Here is a 17,307-nt window from a genome sequence, read left to right as displayed (position 1 = left end):
CCGACCCGCCTGCCCCAGCCTGATCCCGTGCCATCATGGGTCGCCTGAGTTCCGATTGCTTCGAGACGCCGCCCGCACCCCTGCGGGTCGCCGATGCGGTGGCGCTGATCCGGGCGCGCCTTCCGGTGCTCGCCGGCATCGAGACCGTGCCGCTGGCGGGCGCAGACGGTCGGATTCTCGCCGAGGATCTGATCGCGCCCCTCGACCTGCCGCCCTTCGACAACGCCGCAGTGGACGGCTACGCCTTCCGGGCCGCCGATCTTGCCCCTGGAGCGGACAGCCTGCCCCTCGGCGGTCGGGTGCCGGCTGGCCATGCGCCGGCCGAAACCGGAATGGGCCGCGCGGTGCGGATCTTCACCGGGGCACCGATGCCCCCGGGCACCGATACCGTGGCCATGCAGGAGGACGTTCAACTCGACGGCCAGATCGTGCGCCTGCCCGCGGAGCTCGCGCCGGGCGCCAATCGGCGTCGAGCCGGCGAGGACATCGCACGCGGCACCCGTGCGATCCCCGCCGGGACCCGGCTCGGGCCGCGGCATCTGGCGCTCGCCGCCGCGCTCGGGCGCCCCGATCTGCGCCTGCGTGTACCTCTGCGGGTCGCGCTGTTCTCCACAGGCGACGAGCTGACGCCGTCGGGCGAGCCCTTGCCACCCGCCGGCATCCACGATGCCAACCGGCCGATGCTCGCCGCGCTGCTGCGGCGGCTCGGCGCCGACCCCCACGATCTCGGCATCCTGCGTGATGTGCCCGGGCAGGTGCGCGACCGCCTCGCGGCGGCCGCTGCCGAGCACGACCTGATCCTGACCTCGGGGGGCGTCTCTGTCGGGGAGGAGGATCACGTCCGTGCCGCCGTTGAGGCCTCCGGATCGCTCACGCTCTGGCGCCTCGCGATCAAGCCGGGCCGTCCGGTCGCGCTCGGAACGGTGGCGGGCACGCCATTCATCGGGCTGCCGGGCAACCCGGCCGCCGCCTACGTGACCGCGCTTGCGGTGCTCAAGCCCATGGTCCTGCATCTTTCCGGGACGGAGGATGCGACGCCGGCGCTCACCGTGCGCAGCGGCTTCGCCCTGCAGAAACGCGCCGGCCGGCGGGAGTACCTGCGGGTGTGCCTGCGCCCCGGCGAGGCCGGAATGCCCGAGGCCATTCTCGTGCCGGGGGGGGCGCTCACCGGCCTGTCGGCGAGCGACGGGCTGGTCGAACTCGCCGAGGACCTGACGGAGATTCGCCCAGGCGATGCACTGCCGTACCGGCCGCATGGGGATCTCGGCTGAGCTGTTGTTCTCGGCTTCCAAGCTGTAGAGCGTCGCTCCATTCCGCAGCGACCCATTCGAGATCCCGTGCCCCTGCTTGCAGACCGCGCCCCCGCCAAGGTCAACCTGACGCTCCACATCCTCGGGCGGCGGGCGGATGACGGCTACCACGCGTTGGAGAGCCTTGTGGCCTTCGCGGGCACCGCCGACCGACTGACCCTCGATCCCACCGCGCCCCTCGGGCTGACCGTTTCGGGTCCGACCGCCGGGCCGGCCGGTCCCACCGGCGACAACCTCGTCCTGCGCGCGGCGCGCCACCTTGCGGCACGCGTGCCGGGTCTTCGCACGGGCGCCTTCCACCTGACCAAGCGCCTCCCGGTGGCGGCCGGAATTGGCGGGGGCTCGTCCGACGCCGCCGCGGCGTTGCGCCTGCTTGCGCGTCTCAACGGACTGTCGCGCGACGACGCGGCCGTCGTCGCGGCGGCGCGGGAGACGGGGGCCGACGTGCCGGTCTGCCTGGATCCGCGGGCCCGGATGATGCGCGGCGTCGGCGAGCAGATCGGTGCGCCGCTCGATCTCGCACTGCTGCCTGCGGTGCTGATCAATCCCGGCGTCCCGGTGCCGACGGCGCCGGTGTTCAAGGCGCTGGGCCTCGCCGTCGGGCAGAGCCTGCCTGGGGCGGAGCATCCCGTGATCGGCCAGGGGCTCGGTGACGACGCCCTCGTGGCGGCCATCGGTCCGGCGCGCAACGATCTGGAGCCGCCGGCCCTCACGGTGGCGCCGGTGATCGGGACCGTTCTGGCGGCCCTGCGCAACCAAGGCTGTCGGCTCGCGCGGATGTCGGGCTCCGGCGCGACGGTGTTCGCGCTGTTCGCCGATCGGCGCGGGGCGGTGCGGGCGGCCGCGAGCCTGCGCGCTGCCCATCCGGATTGGTGGGTGGCGCCGACCTTCCTGCGCTGAGCCCCGCCGGGTTCAGGCCGGCTCCGCCGCGTAGACTGTGACGACGCCGCCTGCATCCGGCACGATCACGCGCCAGCGCTTTGCATGCGGCAAGTCCCCGGGATCGATCACGCTCGCGACACCGCTGACGACATCAAAGGTTGCCAAGCCCCCGGACGCGTCGCGGCCGCACAGATAGGCGCTGCCGTCTCCGAGATGGAGTGCCGCGGGAACGCTGTCTGCCGGGCCGAAAGCGATGTCGCCGATCGCGCCGCAGGGCGCCAGGACGGCGCCCTGCAATTCGAGGACATCGATGCCGGTGGCGAGACCGGACAGGATGGGCAGATCGCCGTTGCCGCTGCGTCGGTTGAGCAGCAGCGCCTCCCGCCGTCCCGCCCGGATGACGATGAGGGCGAGGTCCGGCCCATCGGCACCGGTCGCGAGATAGCAGGCGCCTGGCTTGAGTCGATCCAGGCCGATCGTCCGCCCGGGGATCCGAATCTCCAAACTCATGCTCCTGATCCCGTGCGGTGCTCACCCCGGCGTCTCCGGAAGAACGCGCGGCGCTCGGCTTCGGCCCGCACCACGGTCGCGCGCACCTGCAGCAGGTCCTTGCGGGTCAGTAAGCCGACCAAGCGTCCGCTTTGTGGGTCGGTGACCGGCAGGCGGCCCTGCCCGGCCGAGAGCATCACGTCGAGCGCGTGCGAAATGACGTCGCCCGGATGGACGATCGCGAGGTCGGCATCGGAAACGCGCTCGCCGAGTGTCTCCGCCACAGGGTCGGTGTCCTGCTCCTGCAGAGTCCAGCGCAGCGCATCGCTGCGCGACACCAGACCTACCGGCCGGCCTACCGCGTCGACGACGGGGTAGGCATGATGCACGCCCGCCTCGATGGCGGCCAGCGCTTCCGGTATTGAAAGATTGGCGTCGAGGGTCGCGACGGAGCGGGTCATCACTGCCTCGACCCGGGTGAGATCGTAGGGATCGATCCCGTATTCCCGGGTGATGTGCTGGCCGCGCCGGGCGATCTTCTCCGTGAGGATCGACCGCTTGAGGAGCAAAACGGTCACCGCGTAGGCCGCCACGGTCGCGGCAAGCAGCGGCCCCAGGGCGGCGACGTCGCCCGTCACCTCGACCGCGAAGACCACGCCGGTCAGCGGTGCCGGCAGCGTGCCACCGAGCATCGCGGCCATGCCGATCAGCGCCCAGAATCCGTGCGCCCCCGGCAACAGGAGGCCGATCAGCCATCCCACCGCCCCGCCCAGGATCAGCAGGGGCGCGAGCACGCCCCCGGAGGTGCCCGACGACAGGGCGGCGAGCCAGATCACTGCCTTGACCACCAGGATCGTCACGACCGCGCCGGCCAGCATATGCCCGGACAGCAGGTCGTGGATGACATCGTAGCCGACGCCGAGTGCCCGGGGCTCGACGAGGCCACCGAAACCCACCACGACGGCGCCGAGCGCCGGCCACCACATCCAGTGCAGCGGGATCTTGCCGAACCCGTCCTCCAGAGCATACAGCGCCCGGGTCAGAACGCCCGAGATCAAGCCGGAGGCGAGGCCCAGAACTGCGCAGGCCGGCAGGCCCCACCAGGGCAGCGCCGGGTTGTCGGCGAAGGGAAACAGCGGGCCCGCCCCGAACAAGGCCGGCCGCCAGCAGGCCGCCGTCACCGCCCCGACCGTGACCGGGACGAGGCTGCGCGGGCGCCACTCGAACAGCAGCACCTCGACCGCCAGCAGCACGGCCGCCACCGGCGTCCCGAAGATCGCCGTCATGCCGGCGGCGGCGCCTGCCACCAGCAGCGTCTTCCGCTCGGCGGCGCTGAGGTGGAAGAACTGGGCGAACAGCGAGCCGACTGCGCCCCCCGTGACGATGATCGGCCCCTCGGCGCCGAACGGTCCGCCGGTGCCGATGGCAACCGCGGACGAGAGCGGCTTGAGCACCGCGACCTTGGGCGACATCCGGCTGCCGCCGATCAGGATCGCCTCCATGGCCTCCGGGATGCCGTGCCCGCGGATCTTCTCGGAGCCGTAACGCGCCATGGCGCCGACGATCAGGGCGCCGATCACCGGGATCGCCACTATCCACGGGCCCGGAGCGGCGTCGGCGAGGGAGGTCAGGGCCGTGTCGAAGCGGCCGTACCACGCGACATTGGTGACGAGGCCGATCAGCGTGAGCAGGATCCAGGCGGTGCCGCTCGCTGCCGTGCCGGTGACGATCGCCATCCCGGCCAGGATCACCACGCGCCGATCGGCGCTGAAATCGCCCAGCGCCCGACGATGCGGCCCGCGCCCGCCACGCTCGATCTCCAGCCCGCCCTCCATCAAGGCCTCCTCTTCCGTCACCCCGTCATATATATCGTAATACGATGTATCTAGGCGCGGATCTACGGGTGGGCGGAACGGACGAGCGTCGTGCGGCATGGGACGCGCAGGGGTGCGTTAGGATACGGGGGCCCTGGAAGCTGGGGTATTGCTATGGACGCCGATGCATTGGGCGCCGAGACATTGTCATCGGAGCAATATGCGGCTCTGGCGGATTTCCGGTTCCGCCTCCGGCGCTTCCTGGCCTTCAGCGAGGCGGCCGCGGGCCGGGCTGGGCTGCCGCCGCAGCAGCATCAGGCCCTGCTCACCCTTGCCGGGCATGTTGGGCGCAACCCGGCCACCGTTGGCTTGCTGGCGGAGCAATTGCTCATCGCGCCCCACAGCGCCGCCGAACTGGTCGCCCGCATGGTCGAGGCCGGGCTCTTGAGCAAGACACGGGCTGCCGAGGACCGGCGCCGGAGTGAGCTTGCGCTCACCCCCCGCGCCGAGGCGCTGCTGCGAACCTTGACGGCAGCGCATCTGGAGGAGCTGCGCGGATTGGCACCCGCGCTGACCGAGGCGCTCGCATCCGCGGCGCGTTGACGCAGGGCATGTCCGTCCGGCCGACCTTTTTGGTCGTTCTGCCAGGGCAGCGATTGCGCCGCATACTGTCTTTCGCCAAGCCGGCAGACCCGATCAATCGATCGGAAACGCTATGACGCGCCGCCTCAGCGCGCCCGCGCCACGCAGAACTCGATGGCCCCGTTGAGCGCCGCCTTCACCGGACCGTCCGGGAAGATATCGAGGGCCGCCCGGGCCTCGGCGCCGTACTGGTGGGCACGCGCCACCGTCTCCTCCAGGGCGCCGTGGCGCTGCAGCAGGTCGAGGGCCGTCTCCAGATCGCCGTCGCGAATCTCGCCCTGCTGAAGGGTCCGCCGCCAGAAGCCGCGCTCGCCCTCGCTGCCCCGGCGATAGGCCAGCACGATCGGCAGCGTGATCTTGCCCTCGCGAAAATCGTCGCCGACGTTCTTGCCGAGTTCGGCCGAGGTGCCGCCGTAATCGAGCACGTCGTCGATCAACTGGAAGGCGATGCCGAGGCTCATGCCGTAGGCGCGCGCCGCCGCCTGCTCGGCCTCGGGGCGTGCTGCAAGGACGGGCCCGACTTCGCAGGCGGCCGCGAACAACTCGGCGGTCTTGCCGCGGATCACCGCGAGGTAGGCGGCCTCATCGGTTTCCAGATTCTTGGCGTTGGTGAGCTGCATCACCTCGCCCTCGGCGATCACCGTGGCGGCGGCCGAGAGGATGTCGAGCGCCTTCAGGGAGCCGACCTCCACCATCATCCGGAAGGCCTGGCCGAGCAGGAAGTCGCCCACCAGCACCGAGGCCTCGTTGCCCCACTTGATCCGGGCGGCGACCCGGCCACGGCGCATGTCGCTCTCGTCCACAACGTCGTCGTGCAGGAGCGTGGCGGTGTGCATGAACTCGACGCTGGCGGCGAGCTTCACGTCGCCGTCCGTGTTGCCCGCGTAGCCGCAGAGCTTGGCGCAGGCGAGGGTCAGGATCGGGCGCAGGCGCTTGCCGCCGGAGGCGATCAGGTGGTTCGCCACCTCCGGGATCATCGTCACCTCGGAGCCCGTCCGCGACAGGATCGTGGTGTTGACCCGCGCCATGCCGTCGGCCACCAGCGCGACGAGGTCGTTCAACCCCGCCTCGATCTCAGGCTTCGGGTTCTCGATGGAGAGGGCCATACCCAAGATGCGTGACCTCCAGACCGGTTCCGCCCCGGGCGGAGGGCGATCCCTTCGCACGGGCCTCGCGGCGCCGCAACATCGGCTCCCCTGCGATATGGGTCGCCGGGAGCGCAGTGCCGACGCGGCGAAACCGCCGGCCCTTGGGGGACTCTGATGGTCGAGCTGATCCGGGCCAACGATGTCGTCCTGATTGGGTTCGCCCGCACGATCCTCGAAGCGGCCGAGATCCCGGTCCTCGTGGCCGACAGCCAGATGAGCCTGATGGAGGGGTCGATCGGCATGTTCGGGCAGCGGCTGCTGGTGCCGCGCGACCACGAGGCCCAGGCGCGACGCCTGCTCAAGGATGCCGGCCTCGCCCACGAGCTGCGCCAGCCGTGACGGAAGCGCCGGACGCCTTCCTGGGCGGGCGCCTGCGGTTGCATCAGCCCGCGCGCGGGGCACACCGGGCGGGGACCGACGCGGTGCTGCTGGCGCGCCTCCTTATCCCGGCCCCCGAGGATCGACTGTGCGATGTCGGAGCCGCAACCGGAGCCGTCGGGCTCGGCTGCGCCGCGATGGTGCCCGGCCTTCGACCGACCCTGGTCGAGCGCGATCCCGATCTTGCTGCACAGGCTCGGACGAACGCCGCGCTGAACGGGATCGATGCCCGCGTGATCGAAGCCAACGTGCTCGCCCCCGCGACAGAACGCCGCGCAGCCGGTCTGCTGCCGGATAGTTTCGACGTGGTGTTGACGAACCCCCCGTTCTTCACGGTCGGCCATCACCGGGTTTCACCGCATCCTGGCCGGGCTACGGCGCATAGTTTCGCCGGTGAGGCCTCCAGTGAGACGCTGGACGTTTGGATCCGCACCTGCACGGCGATCCTGCGACCCGGCGGGCGGCTTGGGCTGATCCATCGGGCCGACGCTCTCGCCGAATGCCTGCAAACCCTTCGCGGCCGGTATGGCGATCTGGCGATCCGTCCGGTCCATCCCCGCGCCGAGGCGCCGGCGATCCGGATCCTGATCAGCGCCGTCAAGGGAAGCCGCGCCCCGCTGCGTTTGCAGCCACCCTTAATTCTGCACGGACCGGACGGCGCCTTCACGCGGGAGGCCGCCGAACTTCACGGGGCGCCGCCGCGCTGCTGACCCGACCGGTCACGCCGCCAGGGCGGCGGGCTCCTCGTCCCCGATCCCCAGGAAGCGCTCGACTTCCGGAAGATCCGCGAAGGCCAGGAATTCCGGGCGGAGCGGCGCCGGCAGGCCCTCGAAGTTCAGGCCGGGGAACGTGTCGGGATGCGGGTAGAGCTGCCAGGCGGCGCCGGGCTCCACCGGCGGGAACAGGATTGCGACCTTCTCGTCGCCCAGCCGAACGATCCGGGACGGGCTGTACGACAGGGTCTCAATGCTCCAGCTCTGGTGGCTGTGTCCGCGGGCCTTCATGGTGCGGCGGCGCGTCGCGCGATGCATGGCGGTCTCCTTGGGTGAAGGGATACGGATCAGGCGGCGCTGCGGCGGCCGGGGCGCTTCGGCCAGCCGAGCGCCACGAGGCGTGCCTTGGCGTAATCGCGGACCTCGTCGCGGGTGCCGGGCGGCATCGCGGCGAGGATCGTCTGGGTGGCGCCATCCAGCATCAGGTCGGTGACCGCGTTGATCGTCCCGGCCTCGTCGATCCGGCGCTTGAGGTCGCCCTCCGCCTCGGTGACCTCGTCGAAGGCGGGCGCCTCCTCGAAATCCTCGTCGACGGCCCGGATCGGGAGCTGGTGGGCGCGGAACTCGTCGGCCTCCTCCTCTGAGTAGACGAGACCGTGCAACTCGATGAGCTTGAGGATCACGCGATCTTTCCCGCGTTTCTCCGCCATGGCGTAGACGTAGGCCGCCTGCTTGCCGGACACGCGGTAGTTCACGTTGACCAGCGCCTCGCCCATCGACCATTCGACCCGCTCTGTCCCGGGCTTCGCGCCGGGCAGGCGGCCAGTGACGAGCATCACCGCCTCGTCGCGCTCGGCACGGATGACCGTTGGCGGCTCGAACACGATCCCGGCCTGGGCGGCGATCCGCTCGAGCGTCTTGTGGTAGATGACGGCCGTCCCCTGAACCCGCCAGACGTTGCCCCCGAAGGGTTCGCCGTAGCGGACGAGAATGTCGGCAATCTGCTTGTCGGCGGTGCGCATGCGGGGCTCGTTCCGGGAGGATCAGGCCGCGTCGTCCACAGCTTTCTCAGGCGACGCTCTTTTGTTCTCTTTTTGTTCGTATCTATATGCGTGATCGTCCCGCCGCTTGCAAGGTCGGGACGTGAAAAGCCATGGCCTGGGGGGCGTGCGATGGATGCGCCTCATCATCACCCGCGCGACTCGGCGCCGGGGGTTAGGAGGAACGCGAAGCCGTATGAGGCTGGCGGCCAATCTACGTTGAGTGCCATTTCAGCCCCTGCAGATGCCCTGTCCGTCACCCGAGCCCTTACCAGCCCGAAGCGACCACAAATCAGCGACCAGACAGACTGCGCCGACGACCCGCATTGTTGCTGCACCGCACCCTAGGGTAGACCGGCAATCACGATGTCCGAGACAGCAGCCGCGATGACGCCTTCCCTCTGGACCCGCCTGTCGAATCCCAGCCATTTCATGCGCTGGTCGGGAGCGTCGGTGCCGTGGCTCACGGTCCTATCGCTCGCTGTGCTGGCCGTCGGCCTGTATCAGACCTTCTTCGTCGTGCCGCCCGACTACCAGCAGGGCGAGACCGTGCGGATCATGTACATCCATGTCCCGGCGGCATGGCTCGGCGTGTTCTTCTACGGAGCCATGAGCGTGTCGGCGATCGGCTCCCTGGTCTGGCGCCATCCGCTGGCCGACGTGGCGCAGCGCGCGGCAGCGCCGATCGGCGCGGCCTTCACGCTGATCTGCCTCGTGACCGGTTCCCTCTGGGGCAAGCCGATGTGGGGGACCTACTGGGTCTGGGACGCGCGGCTGACCTCGATGCTGATCCTGCTGCTGATCTATTGCGGCATCATCGCCCTTTGGCGCACGCTGGAGGATCCGAACCGCGCCGCCCGCGCGGTCGCGATCCTGACGCTGGTCGGCGCCGTGAACCTGCCGATCATCAAGTTCTCGGTGAACTGGTGGTCGACCCTGCACCAGCCGGCCTCGATCCTACGCATGGGCGGCTCGACCATCGACCCTTCGATGCTTTACCCGCTGCTCATCATGATCGGCGCCGCGACGCTCGGCGGCACCACGCTGCATCTCTACGCGATGCGCACCGAGATCATGCGGCGCCGGGTCCGGACGCTGACCATCCGCGAGGCCGAGCGCCTGGATCGCGTTCAGCCCCGCATCACGCCGCAGCCCTCGACCGGGCTGCCGGTGGGCCAACCGGTTTAGGATCGGCACGATGGATCTCGGGTCTCACGGCGGCTTCATCCTGGTGGCCTACGCCTTCACCGCGCTGGTGATGGTCGCGCTGGTTGGCAACGCGATCCGCGACCGAAGGGCGCAGCTACGGGCGCTCAAGGGTTTCGGTGAGGACCGCCGATGACCAACCTGCATGACGACGTGACCGAGCGGCCGCTTCCGGTTCGCCGCTCCCTGCTGCTGATCGTGCCGGCGCTCGCCTTCGTGCTGCTCGCCGCCGTGTTCTTCCTGCGCCTGCGCTCCGGGGTCGACCCGGCCGCACTGCCCTCGGCGATGATCGGCAAGCCCGTGCCGAGCTTCGACCTGCCGGCCGTGCCGGGGCTGACCGCGGCCGGGGCTCCCGTGCCGGGGCTGTCGAGCGCCGAGCTGAAGGGGCAGATCACGGTGATCAACGTGTTCGCCTCGTGGTGCGCGCCCTGCCAGGTCGAGCACCCGATGCTGATGCGGCTAGCCAAGGAGCCCGGCATCCGGCTCGTCGGCATCGACTACAAGGAGCCGAACCCGGAGGCCGGGCAGCGCTTCCTCGCCCGGCACGGCGTACCGTTCAGCGCCGTCGGCGCCGATGCGAGCGGGCGCGCGGCGATCGATTTCGGTGTCTACGGCGTGCCCGAGACCTTCATCGTCGGGCCGGACGGGGTGATCCGCGACAAGCTCGTCGGCATCCTCACGCCCGATAACTTTGCGAGCGTGCTCACGCGGATCCGGGCCGCCGGCAAGGTCGCGGCGGCCCAGTAGGGCTCACGCCTCCGGCTGCGGCGCCTTGTTCTCGTAGCGGGAGAGCAGCGGGGTCTGCGCCAGGGCGAACAGCACGGTGATCGGCATGATGCCGAACACCTTGAAGTTGACCCAGAAATCCTCGGTCTGCGTCCGCCACACGATCTCGTTCAGCGCCGCCAGCACGAAGAAGAACAGGCCCCAGCGGAAGGTCAGCTTGCGCCAGCCCTCCTCGGTGAGGCTGAACATCGAATCGAGCACCACCGACAGGAGCGGCCGTCCGAAGGCGAGGCCACCGAGCAGGATGGTGCCGAACAGGGCGTTCACGATGGTCGGCTTGACCATGATGAAGGTCTTGTCCTGCAGCGCCACGGTCAGCCCGCCGAAGACGATTACGACCGCGCCCGACACCAGCGGCATGATCGGCAGGCGCCGCATCAGCACGTAGTGGATCGCCAGCGCCACCACGGTCGCCGCGATGAATAGGCCGGTGGCCACGAACAACTTCTGGTCGGGGGCGACGCCGAATTTTTCCGAGTACGCGTTTCCGAGAAAGAACAGGACCAGCGGGCCGAGTTCGAGCGCCAGCTTCATCAGCGGTGGCAGGTGGCGGCGCGGAGGGACGGATTCGATCTGCATGCGCGTCAGTTGGCTCGGATGCGGCACCCGCGGGACGTGCAGGGGCCGGACTGGATTCGTGGGGTGTGTGGAACGCTGCGCGCGCGTTGTCCATCACGATCGAGACTGCCGAGAAGCGACGCCTCGACCGATTGGATGCCGGCGGCCTCAAGAGCGTCCGCGGATCGGCACCTTTGGGAACAGGACGATCAGCGCCAGGGCGAATTTCGCCAGAAGCGTGGTCTTGCCCGCCAGCCCCTCGAAGGTGTTGACCAGGATCACGAAGGCGAGGATCGGCAGCCAGACGCCGTGCCGGCAGACGCGCGCAACCTCGGCGAGGTACAAGCCCACCGCGACCACGAGGAGCGTCGTCATCAGGATGCCCTGGTAGAGCAGGGTCGAGAGGATCGAGTTCTCGATGCCCCATTCCAGCCCGTAGATCCGCCGTAGGGTGGTGACCTGCTGGAGATCCGGGCCGACCAGCAGCTCCCGGAACGGGATCGCGCGGAAGATTTCCAGCATGTCGACCCGGGCCTGCGCGCTGCCGCCGTCGGAGGCAAATCGGTCCAGCAAGGTGTCGAAAAAGCCGAGCGCCGCCAGCACCGCCACCGCGACCGGTACCAGCGTCAGCGCAAAGCAGGCGCAGGCCGCACCGATCAGCGGAATCCGCCCGCTCCGCAGGACGCGCCCAAGTGCAACGAGCCCGACCGCGCCGCCGAGGATAAGCGTAATCACGATGGCGGAGCGCCCGCCGAACGTCACCAGCGCCACGAGCTGCAGGGCGATCATCCCGGTGCGCAGGGCCGGCCCCAGCCGGCCACCGCCCGCGGCGAGCGCCAGGATGTAGCAGGCCGTGACGGTCGCGTTGCTGAGCGGGTGGCCCTGCAAGGCCGCCGAGCGCGTGTCCCAGTCGAAATCCGCGCCGTCGAGGCGGAACGGGAAGAAGCGCTGGCCGCTGGCGAGCTCGTAGAGGCCGAGCAGCGCGTTGGCGAGCATCACCAGATGGATCACGATCTCGATCCGCCCGAGGGTCTCCGCGTCGCGATCGAGCAGCAGGATCGGCAGGAGGCCCGCCAGCACGAAGGTATCAATCGAGCCCGCGAGCCCGGTCCCGCCGCGAGTTGCGATCAGGGCGAGGAGCAGCACGCCACAGACGGCGAGCAGCACGCTGGCGGGCCGGCGGTTCAGGGCCTGCGCCACGGGAATCACCGGATTGCCAGCGCGCAGCAGCGTCCAGCCGAACAGCGCGACCGCGAGGTAGGTCGCCGGGTGGATCTTGGAGGCGGCCGAGCCGGTGAGCCCGTCATAGTTGAGCCCGAACACCCACAGCAGGCCCCCCGAGACACCGACGAGGAGCGCCGCCCACAGGACGAAGACCAGGGACTCGGCACGGGCGATTACGCCGCGCCGTGGTGTGCCCGCCCGCAGCGGCGCGATTCGCTCGGCCGCGGGTTCGGCCCGCGCGAGCCTCACGCCCGGCGCCGGGTCAGGAACAGGGAGCCGGAGATCGGCCGGCCCAAAGCCTCGGAGCTGTCGACGAGGTCGATCAGGTCGCGCTGGCGGGTCGCGCCATTGCAGGCCACCATGAGCACCCGATCGGCAGCGTTCGCGAGCGGGCCGAGCCGCAGGTTCTCGCTGAGGACCCCGCCATCCACGATCACCAGCTCGAAACGGGCCTTCACGCCGGCCACGAACCGCTCGACGTTATCGACCGTGAGGGCTTCACGGACCGGCTTGCTCGTGTCGCCGAGCCCGACTCGCCGCGCGCCGGATTTCGAATCAGTGTCGGTCACCGCGTTGAGGCTCTGCTCGCCGCGCAGCACATCGAGCAGGCCGCCGGCGCTCGCCCCATAGCCGCGCAGATCCGCGTCCACGAGCAGAACCCGGTCACCGCGCCCGACCGCTACCGCGGCGAGAAGCCCGATCACGGCCCGGCGCCGCTTCTGGTCCGATTCGCCCGACGTCACCATCAGCACGAGCGAGCGCCCGAGGCTGCCGGCGGTCGCGGCGAGATGGTCCAGGGTGATGCCCGCGGCCGTCGCGTTGGCGCCGCGCGGTCGCAGGCCTGGCAGGACCGCCACGACCGGCGCGTTCGAGATCCGCTCCAGCTGGCGCGGCGACAGCACCGTGGGGGCGAGATATTGCCGCATCAGCGCGAGCCCGGCGCCGAGGCCGATCCCGCCGAACAGCGCGGCGGCGATCAGGATCAGCCGCGGCGGCCAGCTCGGATCCTCCGGCGGGCGGGCCGCCGTGATGATCCGTGCGTTCGAGCTGTCGATGCTGCTCTGCTCCTTGATCTCTCGGGCGCGGACCAGGAACGCGTTGTAGACCGAACGCGCCGCCTCGACCTCGCGCTCTAGTTCGCGCAGCTGCACCGAAGACTGGGAATTGACCGCCGCCTGTTGCCGGAGCCGAGTCAACTCGGCGGTGAGCGTCCGCTCGTTGGCCTGGGCGCGGTGGGCCTCGGTCTCGGCCGCGCCTGCGATCCTGTTGAGCTCGGCGTCGATCAGGCGGCGGACATCCTGCATCTGGGTGCGCACGGCGGCGATGAACGGATGGCGCTCGCCTAAATTGGTGCGCAGGTCCGCCTCCTTGGCGGCGAGTTCGGCGTATTGCCCGCGCAGGCGGTCGATCGCCGCGGACTGCACCGCCTCCGGCATCGCGCCGGCCCCGACCGCCCGGCCGCGGGCGTCGCGGATCCCCTGAAGCCGCGCCTGCGCGTCGGCGGTCCGGGCCTGGGCGGCCACCAGCCGGGTGTTGAGGTCGGTCAGCTGCTGCTCGTTGACGAGCCGGCCGCTGGCGGTGATCAGGCCGGCGCGGGCCTTGTAATCCTCGAGCTTCTTGTCGGCGACGTTGACCGCTTGGCGCAACTCGTCGAGCCGGCCCCGAAGATCGCCCGCCGCGCGTCGGGCGGCATCGGCACGCGCCTCGGTCTGGTCCGTCAGGTAGGCGGTGGCGATCGCGTTGACGATCTTCGCCGAGAGGTCGGGATCCTCCGTGGTGACGATCACGTCGATCACGAACACCTTGTCGGCGCGCTTCACGGCGAGCTTGCGCCGGAGCTGCGCGAGGGCACGGCCCTGCGCGTCGACCTTCCGTTCGGGCTGCGGCCCAGTGACCAGCGCCCGCAGCGTGGCCACGGTGCGCGTCAGCCAGAGGTTGCGGGGTGCGCCGAAGCCCGGTTCCGTTTCCAGCCCGGTCTGGGCCACGGCCCGGCCCAAAACCGCGTCGGATTCGATCACCTTCACCTGGCTTTCGACCTGCGCGATGCCGCCATCCGGCGAGAGGGTGCCCGGGTTGACGTCGTTGGACACGACCTGACGGTCGCGCGGGTCGATCAGGATCTGGGCGGTCGCCGTGTAGAGGGATGGTGTAAGCAGGGCATAGGTCAGGGCCAGCAGGGCCAGCAGCAGGGCGGTCCCGATCACCAGCGTCTTGCGCCGCCAGAGGATGCGCCACAGGTCGCTGGCCTCGGCGCTCGTCTCCGGCCGGACGGGCCGCTCGGGCAGAGCAGGCTGCACCGGCGCCAGCCAAGTCGCGACAGCGAGGTTAGGGTCGATCCGTGTCACGATCGGTCACCGTCGTCTCAATCCTGGCCAGACCCGCGGGGGCCGTACCCGAGCCTGCAAGAGTCGCGCATGTGGGTGATAAGCTGCCGAAACTGAAGTTGTCCCAACAAGACGTATCCATTACTGCGTTTCCGGTAAACACCTCGCGCAACTTCGAATGATATTTACCATGTATCACGCGCGTTACGGTTGGGGATTGGAGCGGCGTGGTTCATTGCGTGACGCGGCACGGTGCTGGATGAGGGTGCATTGATCGATGCATGTGCGCGTTCGCCTCGACGGTTCCAACCCGCAGCACTGGCACGTGGCCCTGCTGCGGCGGATCGTCGAGATCCCCGGCCTGACCGCGGTCAGCGTCGACGACGCGCCGGCATCCGGGGCGTGGCCGCGTACGGCTGAGCTGCTGTTCCGGCTCGAGGCGCTCGTTCATGGATTGCCTCGCCCCGGCACGGAGCCGGTTCCGAGCGCCGAACTCGAGCTCTGGCGCCAGCCCGCCGCCCGACCGGATATCGTCCTCGACCTGTGCGGCGATGTCCCGTCCGGACCGGCCACATGGCACATCGCGTATGACGGCCGGGTCGGCGCGGACGCCCTGTTGGCCAGCCTGCTCGCCGATGCAGTGCCGCGTCTCACCCTCGTGGAGAATGGCGCAATCCGCGCCGCTGGCCGCCTTGGTGCCGACCGGCCCGGGATCGTGTTGGCCAGTTTCGAGGATGCGCTCGCCCGGACGATCACGCTGGTTGCCGCGGCTCTGCGCGACCACATAGCGGGAGGGGCCGGGGCAGGGGGCGCCGGCGACGCGTCCGTTGATCATCGCGTGGTCTTGACGGTTCCGCGCCTCGGCGTGCGGGCCGGGCGCATGCTCGCGGGCGCCCTGATCCATCGGCTTTATCGCCTCTGCTACAACGCTCCGCACTGGCGCTGCGGCTGGCGGCGCCTTGCCGGGCCGGACTTGATCGATCTCGGCCGTCATCCCGAGGCGAGATGGACCGTCCTGCCCGATGACGGCCGGCGCTTTTATGCCGATCCCTTTCCGATCTCCGTCGGGGGCAGCACGCACCTCTTCGTCGAGGATTTCCCGCACGCCACGGGCAAGGCGATCATCTCGTCCGTTTGCTTCGGGCCGGACGGGCCGGAGGGCGTGCCGGTGCCGGTGCTGGAGGAGGCGCATCACCTGTCCTACCCGTTCGTGTTCGAGCGGGACGGAGCCGTCTGGATGGTGCCGGAGAGTTCCGCCGCCGGGACGGTCGACCTCTACCGCGCCACGCGCTTCCCCGGCGGCTGGGTCAAGGAGGCGACGCTCCTCTCCGGCGTGGTGGCGAGCGACGCGACCCTCGTGGAGCACGCAGGCCGCTGGTGGATCTTCGCCACCGTGCGCGATGCCGGCCTCAACGCGCCGCCCGGCGCGGGCTCCTTCCACGACGCGCTGCACCTCTGGTCGGCGCCCGATTTCCGCGGCCCCTACACGCCGCATCCGGCCAATCCGGTCCTGGTCGATCCGTCCCTGGCGCGGCCGGCGGGCCGGATCGTGTCGCGGGGCGGCCGGCTGATCCGCCCGATCCAGGATTGCGCCGCCGGCTACGGCCGCGCTGTGGTGCTCGCGCGGATCGACCGCCTCGATCCGGAGGGATTCGCCCAGACCGTGATCGGCCGAGTCGAGCCCGGCCCGGCATGGCCCGGCAACCGGCTGCATACCCTGAACGCGGGTGGCGGGATCGAGTGCATCGACGGGGCCGGGCGCGCGCCGCGTGTCACGATCCCGGGCCGCGCCCGGCTCACGGGGTGATCCGGACCAAGTTGTCGCAGGGGCATCCGTTTTGTGGCTCTGGGCGGCCGCCGTTAGACCGAAACTTGGAGCGGAACAACTTTCGAGACAGGGCAGCGCCGTGCGGCCCGCGCGGTCAAGAATTTTTAATGCTCTAAATATTCTGCAATTCAACTTTATATGCTTCAGACCATGGGATTGGTATTTTGCGCATCTATAAAGGATGTATTATCAGATAAAGTCGTATCTTTGCTTCATAGGCCGATACTTGACATTTGCTCGATGTTTGTCAAGTTTCCGATCCGCGGGTGCCGAAAACGGCTGATCGTGCCGGATGCCGACTCAAACTGGGCAAAGCCAAGTCTGAGTTCTTCAGCTCGATCACGCATCCGCTCGGCGAGTCAATCAGTTTAAAGACGACTCACTGGAGGCTAGCCGCTCAACAGGAGTTTTCCGATGAGTACGTCCATCGCTCCGGTATCCACCGCCCACACGCATGCCGTTCAAGCGCATGCCGTGAAGTCCGAGACGAAGCAGTCGGACAGCGCCAAGACCACGCAGCATGTGCAATCCGCCGATCCCCGATCCGCGCAGAAGGTTTCTCCTCGGCAAAGCGATGCAGTACTGAACTTGGCCATTGAGGATCACGCGAAGATCTCGCTTCTGCGTAAGAATGAGGCGCGTGATAGGACCGGTGCGCAGGCCGCCGATCGCGCCTAGCAAGCCATCCAGCGCGGGTGGCGCGCGCGACGGCGTGGAAGCATGCCTGATCCCCGGTTCGAGCCCGGCGGGACCGAACCGGAGAGTCGAATAGAATCCACGGCCGTCGATCGCATTCGCGTTTGGCCGTGCCGCCTTCGTCCTGAGCAGATGGATACCCGGGCTCATGGAACGCCGGTGCAATGCGACCCGGTGATTGTCGCCCGGGTCTTCAGTGTTGCGTCGGCGGCGGCCTAGGGTTGGTCCGACGCTTTGCGCAGGCTGCGGGCGAGTGCGCGGGGGATTGG

18 protein-coding genes are annotated in these 17,307 nt (G+C 69.6%); 10 read left to right on the top strand and 8 right to left on the bottom strand.

Annotated features, from left to right (window positions below):
- Window positions 1–35: 35 nt before the first annotated feature.
- Both glp and MKK84_RS01130 read left to right on the top strand, forming a co-directional pair.
- On the top strand, window positions 36–1,271 hold the full coding sequence (glp, locus tag MKK84_RS01135; RefSeq protein WP_243916193.1) for a gephyrin-like molybdotransferase Glp: 1,236 nt from the start codon (window positions 36–38) through the stop codon (window positions 1,269–1,271).
- Window positions 1,272–1,337: 66 nt separating this feature from the next.
- Window positions 1,338–2,210 (top strand): 4-(cytidine 5'-diphospho)-2-C-methyl-D-erythritol kinase, encoded by an 873-nt coding sequence (locus tag MKK84_RS01130; protein WP_243916192.1) that lies wholly within the window; start codon window positions 1,338–1,340, stop codon window positions 2,208–2,210.
- Window positions 2,211–2,222: 12 nt separating this feature from the next.
- Here the strand turns inward: MKK84_RS01130 and MKK84_RS01125 are convergent, their stop codons facing one another.
- Both MKK84_RS01125 and MKK84_RS01120 read right to left on the bottom strand, forming a co-directional pair.
- Complete coding sequence (locus MKK84_RS01125) at window positions 2,223–2,702, bottom strand: hypothetical protein (RefSeq protein WP_243916191.1); 480 nt, start codon at window positions 2,700–2,702, stop codon at window positions 2,223–2,225.
- Window positions 2,699–4,516: a chloride channel protein gene (locus MKK84_RS01120; protein ID WP_243916234.1), complete on the bottom strand. Its 1,818-nt coding sequence runs from the start codon at window positions 4,514–4,516 to the stop codon at window positions 2,699–2,701. Before MKK84_RS01120 ends, MKK84_RS01125 begins: the two co-directional genes overlap by 4 nt.
- A gap of 153 nt (window positions 4,517–4,669) precedes the next feature.
- On the opposite strand from MKK84_RS01120, the gene MKK84_RS01115 reads away from it, so the two are divergent.
- On the top strand, window positions 4,670–5,098 hold the full coding sequence (locus MKK84_RS01115) for a MarR family winged helix-turn-helix transcriptional regulator (protein WP_243916190.1): 429 nt from the start codon (window positions 4,670–4,672) through the stop codon (window positions 5,096–5,098).
- A 125-nt stretch (window positions 5,099–5,223) separates the two neighbouring features.
- On the opposite strand, the gene MKK84_RS01110 is transcribed toward MKK84_RS01115, so the two are convergent.
- The gene (locus MKK84_RS01110; RefSeq protein ID WP_243916233.1) at window positions 5,224–6,243 is read right to left on the bottom strand and encodes a polyprenyl synthetase family protein; all 1,020 of its coding nucleotides are present in this window, start codon (window positions 6,241–6,243) and stop codon (window positions 5,224–5,226) included.
- Window positions 6,244–6,399: 156 nt separating this feature from the next.
- On the opposite strand from MKK84_RS01110, the gene MKK84_RS01105 reads away from it, so the two are divergent.
- The gene (locus MKK84_RS01105) at window positions 6,400–6,624 is read left to right on the top strand and encodes a DUF2007 domain-containing protein (protein WP_243916189.1); all 225 of its coding nucleotides are present in this window, start codon (window positions 6,400–6,402) and stop codon (window positions 6,622–6,624) included.
- Complete coding sequence (locus MKK84_RS01100; RefSeq protein WP_243916188.1) at window positions 6,621–7,373, top strand: tRNA1(Val) (adenine(37)-N6)-methyltransferase; 753 nt, start codon at window positions 6,621–6,623, stop codon at window positions 7,371–7,373. Before MKK84_RS01105 ends, MKK84_RS01100 begins: the two co-directional genes overlap by 4 nt.
- A 9-nt stretch (window positions 7,374–7,382) precedes the next feature.
- On the opposite strand, the gene MKK84_RS01095 is transcribed toward MKK84_RS01100, so the two are convergent.
- Together MKK84_RS01095 and MKK84_RS01090 are read right to left on the bottom strand one after the other, a co-directional pair.
- The gene (locus tag MKK84_RS01095; protein ID WP_243916187.1) at window positions 7,383–7,694 is read right to left on the bottom strand and encodes a hypothetical protein; all 312 of its coding nucleotides are present in this window, start codon (window positions 7,692–7,694) and stop codon (window positions 7,383–7,385) included.
- A 29-nt stretch (window positions 7,695–7,723) separates the two neighbouring features.
- Complete coding sequence (locus MKK84_RS01090) at window positions 7,724–8,398, bottom strand: trna delta -isopentenylpyrophosphate transferase (protein WP_243916186.1); 675 nt, start codon at window positions 8,396–8,398, stop codon at window positions 7,724–7,726.
- Window positions 8,399–8,803: 405 nt separating this feature from the next.
- On the opposite strand from MKK84_RS01090, the gene MKK84_RS01085 reads away from it, so the two are divergent.
- Genes MKK84_RS01085 through MKK84_RS01075 form a run of 3 tightly spaced genes read left to right on the top strand, consistent with a single transcriptional unit; the run spans window position 8,804 to window position 10,369 of the window.
- On the top strand, window positions 8,804–9,604 hold the full coding sequence (locus MKK84_RS01085) for a heme ABC transporter permease (RefSeq protein WP_243916185.1): 801 nt from the start codon (window positions 8,804–8,806) through the stop codon (window positions 9,602–9,604).
- 10 nt (window positions 9,605–9,614) lie between these two features.
- Window positions 9,615–9,758: a heme exporter protein CcmD gene (ccmD, locus tag MKK84_RS01080; protein WP_243916184.1), complete on the top strand. Its 144-nt coding sequence runs from the start codon at window positions 9,615–9,617 to the stop codon at window positions 9,756–9,758.
- Window positions 9,755–10,369 carry a DsbE family thiol:disulfide interchange protein gene (locus tag MKK84_RS01075; RefSeq protein WP_243916183.1) on the top strand — a complete coding sequence of 205 codons (615 nt, stop codon included), beginning with the start codon at window positions 9,755–9,757 and terminating at the stop codon, window positions 10,367–10,369. The genes ccmD and MKK84_RS01075 overlap by 4 nt, the downstream gene beginning before the upstream one ends.
- 3 nt (window positions 10,370–10,372) lie before the next feature.
- On the opposite strand, the gene MKK84_RS01070 is transcribed toward MKK84_RS01075, so the two are convergent.
- The 3 genes from MKK84_RS01070 to MKK84_RS01060 form a co-directional block, all read right to left on the bottom strand.
- Window positions 10,373–10,987 carry a septation protein A gene (locus tag MKK84_RS01070; protein WP_243916182.1) on the bottom strand — a complete coding sequence of 205 codons (615 nt, stop codon included), beginning with the start codon at window positions 10,985–10,987 and terminating at the stop codon, window positions 10,373–10,375.
- Window positions 10,988–11,134: 147 nt separating this feature from the next.
- Window positions 11,135–12,439, bottom strand: coding sequence for a VpsF family polysaccharide biosynthesis protein (locus MKK84_RS01065; RefSeq protein WP_313899308.1), 1,305 nt, complete (start codon window positions 12,437–12,439; stop codon window positions 11,135–11,137).
- Window positions 12,436–14,535, bottom strand: coding sequence for a GumC family protein (locus MKK84_RS01060; RefSeq protein WP_243916181.1), 2,100 nt, complete (start codon window positions 14,533–14,535; stop codon window positions 12,436–12,438). Before MKK84_RS01060 ends, MKK84_RS01065 begins: the two co-directional genes overlap by 4 nt.
- 256 nt (window positions 14,536–14,791) lie before the next feature.
- Between MKK84_RS01060 and MKK84_RS01055 the strand changes: the two genes are divergently transcribed.
- Both MKK84_RS01055 and MKK84_RS01050 read left to right on the top strand, forming a co-directional pair.
- Window positions 14,792–16,321, top strand: a complete 1,530-nt coding sequence (locus tag MKK84_RS01055; RefSeq protein ID WP_243916180.1) for a formyl transferase — start codon at window positions 14,792–14,794, stop codon at window positions 16,319–16,321.
- A 435-nt stretch (window positions 16,322–16,756) separates the two neighbouring features.
- Window positions 16,757–17,020 (top strand): hypothetical protein, encoded by a 264-nt coding sequence (locus MKK84_RS01050; protein WP_243916179.1) that lies wholly within the window; start codon window positions 16,757–16,759, stop codon window positions 17,018–17,020.
- Window positions 17,021–17,307: the final 287 nt, after the last annotated feature.

The organism is Methylobacterium sp. E-065 (assembly GCF_022829605.1).
GTDB lineage: Bacteria > Pseudomonadota > Alphaproteobacteria > Rhizobiales > Beijerinckiaceae > Methylobacterium.
This window is presented reverse-complemented; position numbering and strand designations above follow the sequence as displayed.

Excerpts from the sequence above, each read along its gene's own strand:
- MKK84_RS01110 (WP_243916233.1), bottom strand. The coding sequence starts at position 6,243 with ATGGCCCTCTCCATCGAGAACCCGAAGCCTGAGATCGAGGCGGGGTTG.
- glp (WP_243916193.1), top strand. The coding sequence starts at position 36 with ATGGGTCGCCTGAGTTCCGATTGCTTCGAGACGCCGCCCGCACCCCTG.
- MKK84_RS01055 (WP_243916180.1), top strand. The coding sequence starts at position 14,792 with ATGCATGTGCGCGTTCGCCTCGACGGTTCCAACCCGCAGCACTGGCAC.
- MKK84_RS01115 (WP_243916190.1), top strand. The coding sequence starts at position 4,670 with ATGGACGCCGATGCATTGGGCGCCGAGACATTGTCATCGGAGCAATAT.
- MKK84_RS01090 (WP_243916186.1), bottom strand. The coding sequence starts at position 8,398 with ATGCGCACCGCCGACAAGCAGATTGCCGACATTCTCGTCCGCTACGGC.
- MKK84_RS01075 (WP_243916183.1), top strand. The coding sequence starts at position 9,755 with ATGACCAACCTGCATGACGACGTGACCGAGCGGCCGCTTCCGGTTCGC.
- MKK84_RS01070 (WP_243916182.1), bottom strand. The coding sequence starts at position 10,987 with ATGCAGATCGAATCCGTCCCTCCGCGCCGCCACCTGCCACCGCTGATG.
- MKK84_RS01105 (WP_243916189.1), top strand. The coding sequence starts at position 6,400 with ATGGTCGAGCTGATCCGGGCCAACGATGTCGTCCTGATTGGGTTCGCC.
- MKK84_RS01085 (WP_243916185.1), top strand. The coding sequence starts at position 8,804 with ATGACGCCTTCCCTCTGGACCCGCCTGTCGAATCCCAGCCATTTCATG.
- ccmD (WP_243916184.1), top strand. The coding sequence starts at position 9,615 with ATGGATCTCGGGTCTCACGGCGGCTTCATCCTGGTGGCCTACGCCTTC.
- MKK84_RS01050 (WP_243916179.1), top strand. The coding sequence starts at position 16,757 with ATGAGTACGTCCATCGCTCCGGTATCCACCGCCCACACGCATGCCGTT.
- MKK84_RS01125 (WP_243916191.1), bottom strand. The coding sequence starts at position 2,702 with ATGAGTTTGGAGATTCGGATCCCCGGGCGGACGATCGGCCTGGATCGA.
- MKK84_RS01095 (WP_243916187.1), bottom strand. The coding sequence starts at position 7,694 with ATGCATCGCGCGACGCGCCGCCGCACCATGAAGGCCCGCGGACACAGC.
- MKK84_RS01120 (WP_243916234.1), bottom strand. The coding sequence starts at position 4,516 with ATGGAGGGCGGGCTGGAGATCGAGCGTGGCGGGCGCGGGCCGCATCGT.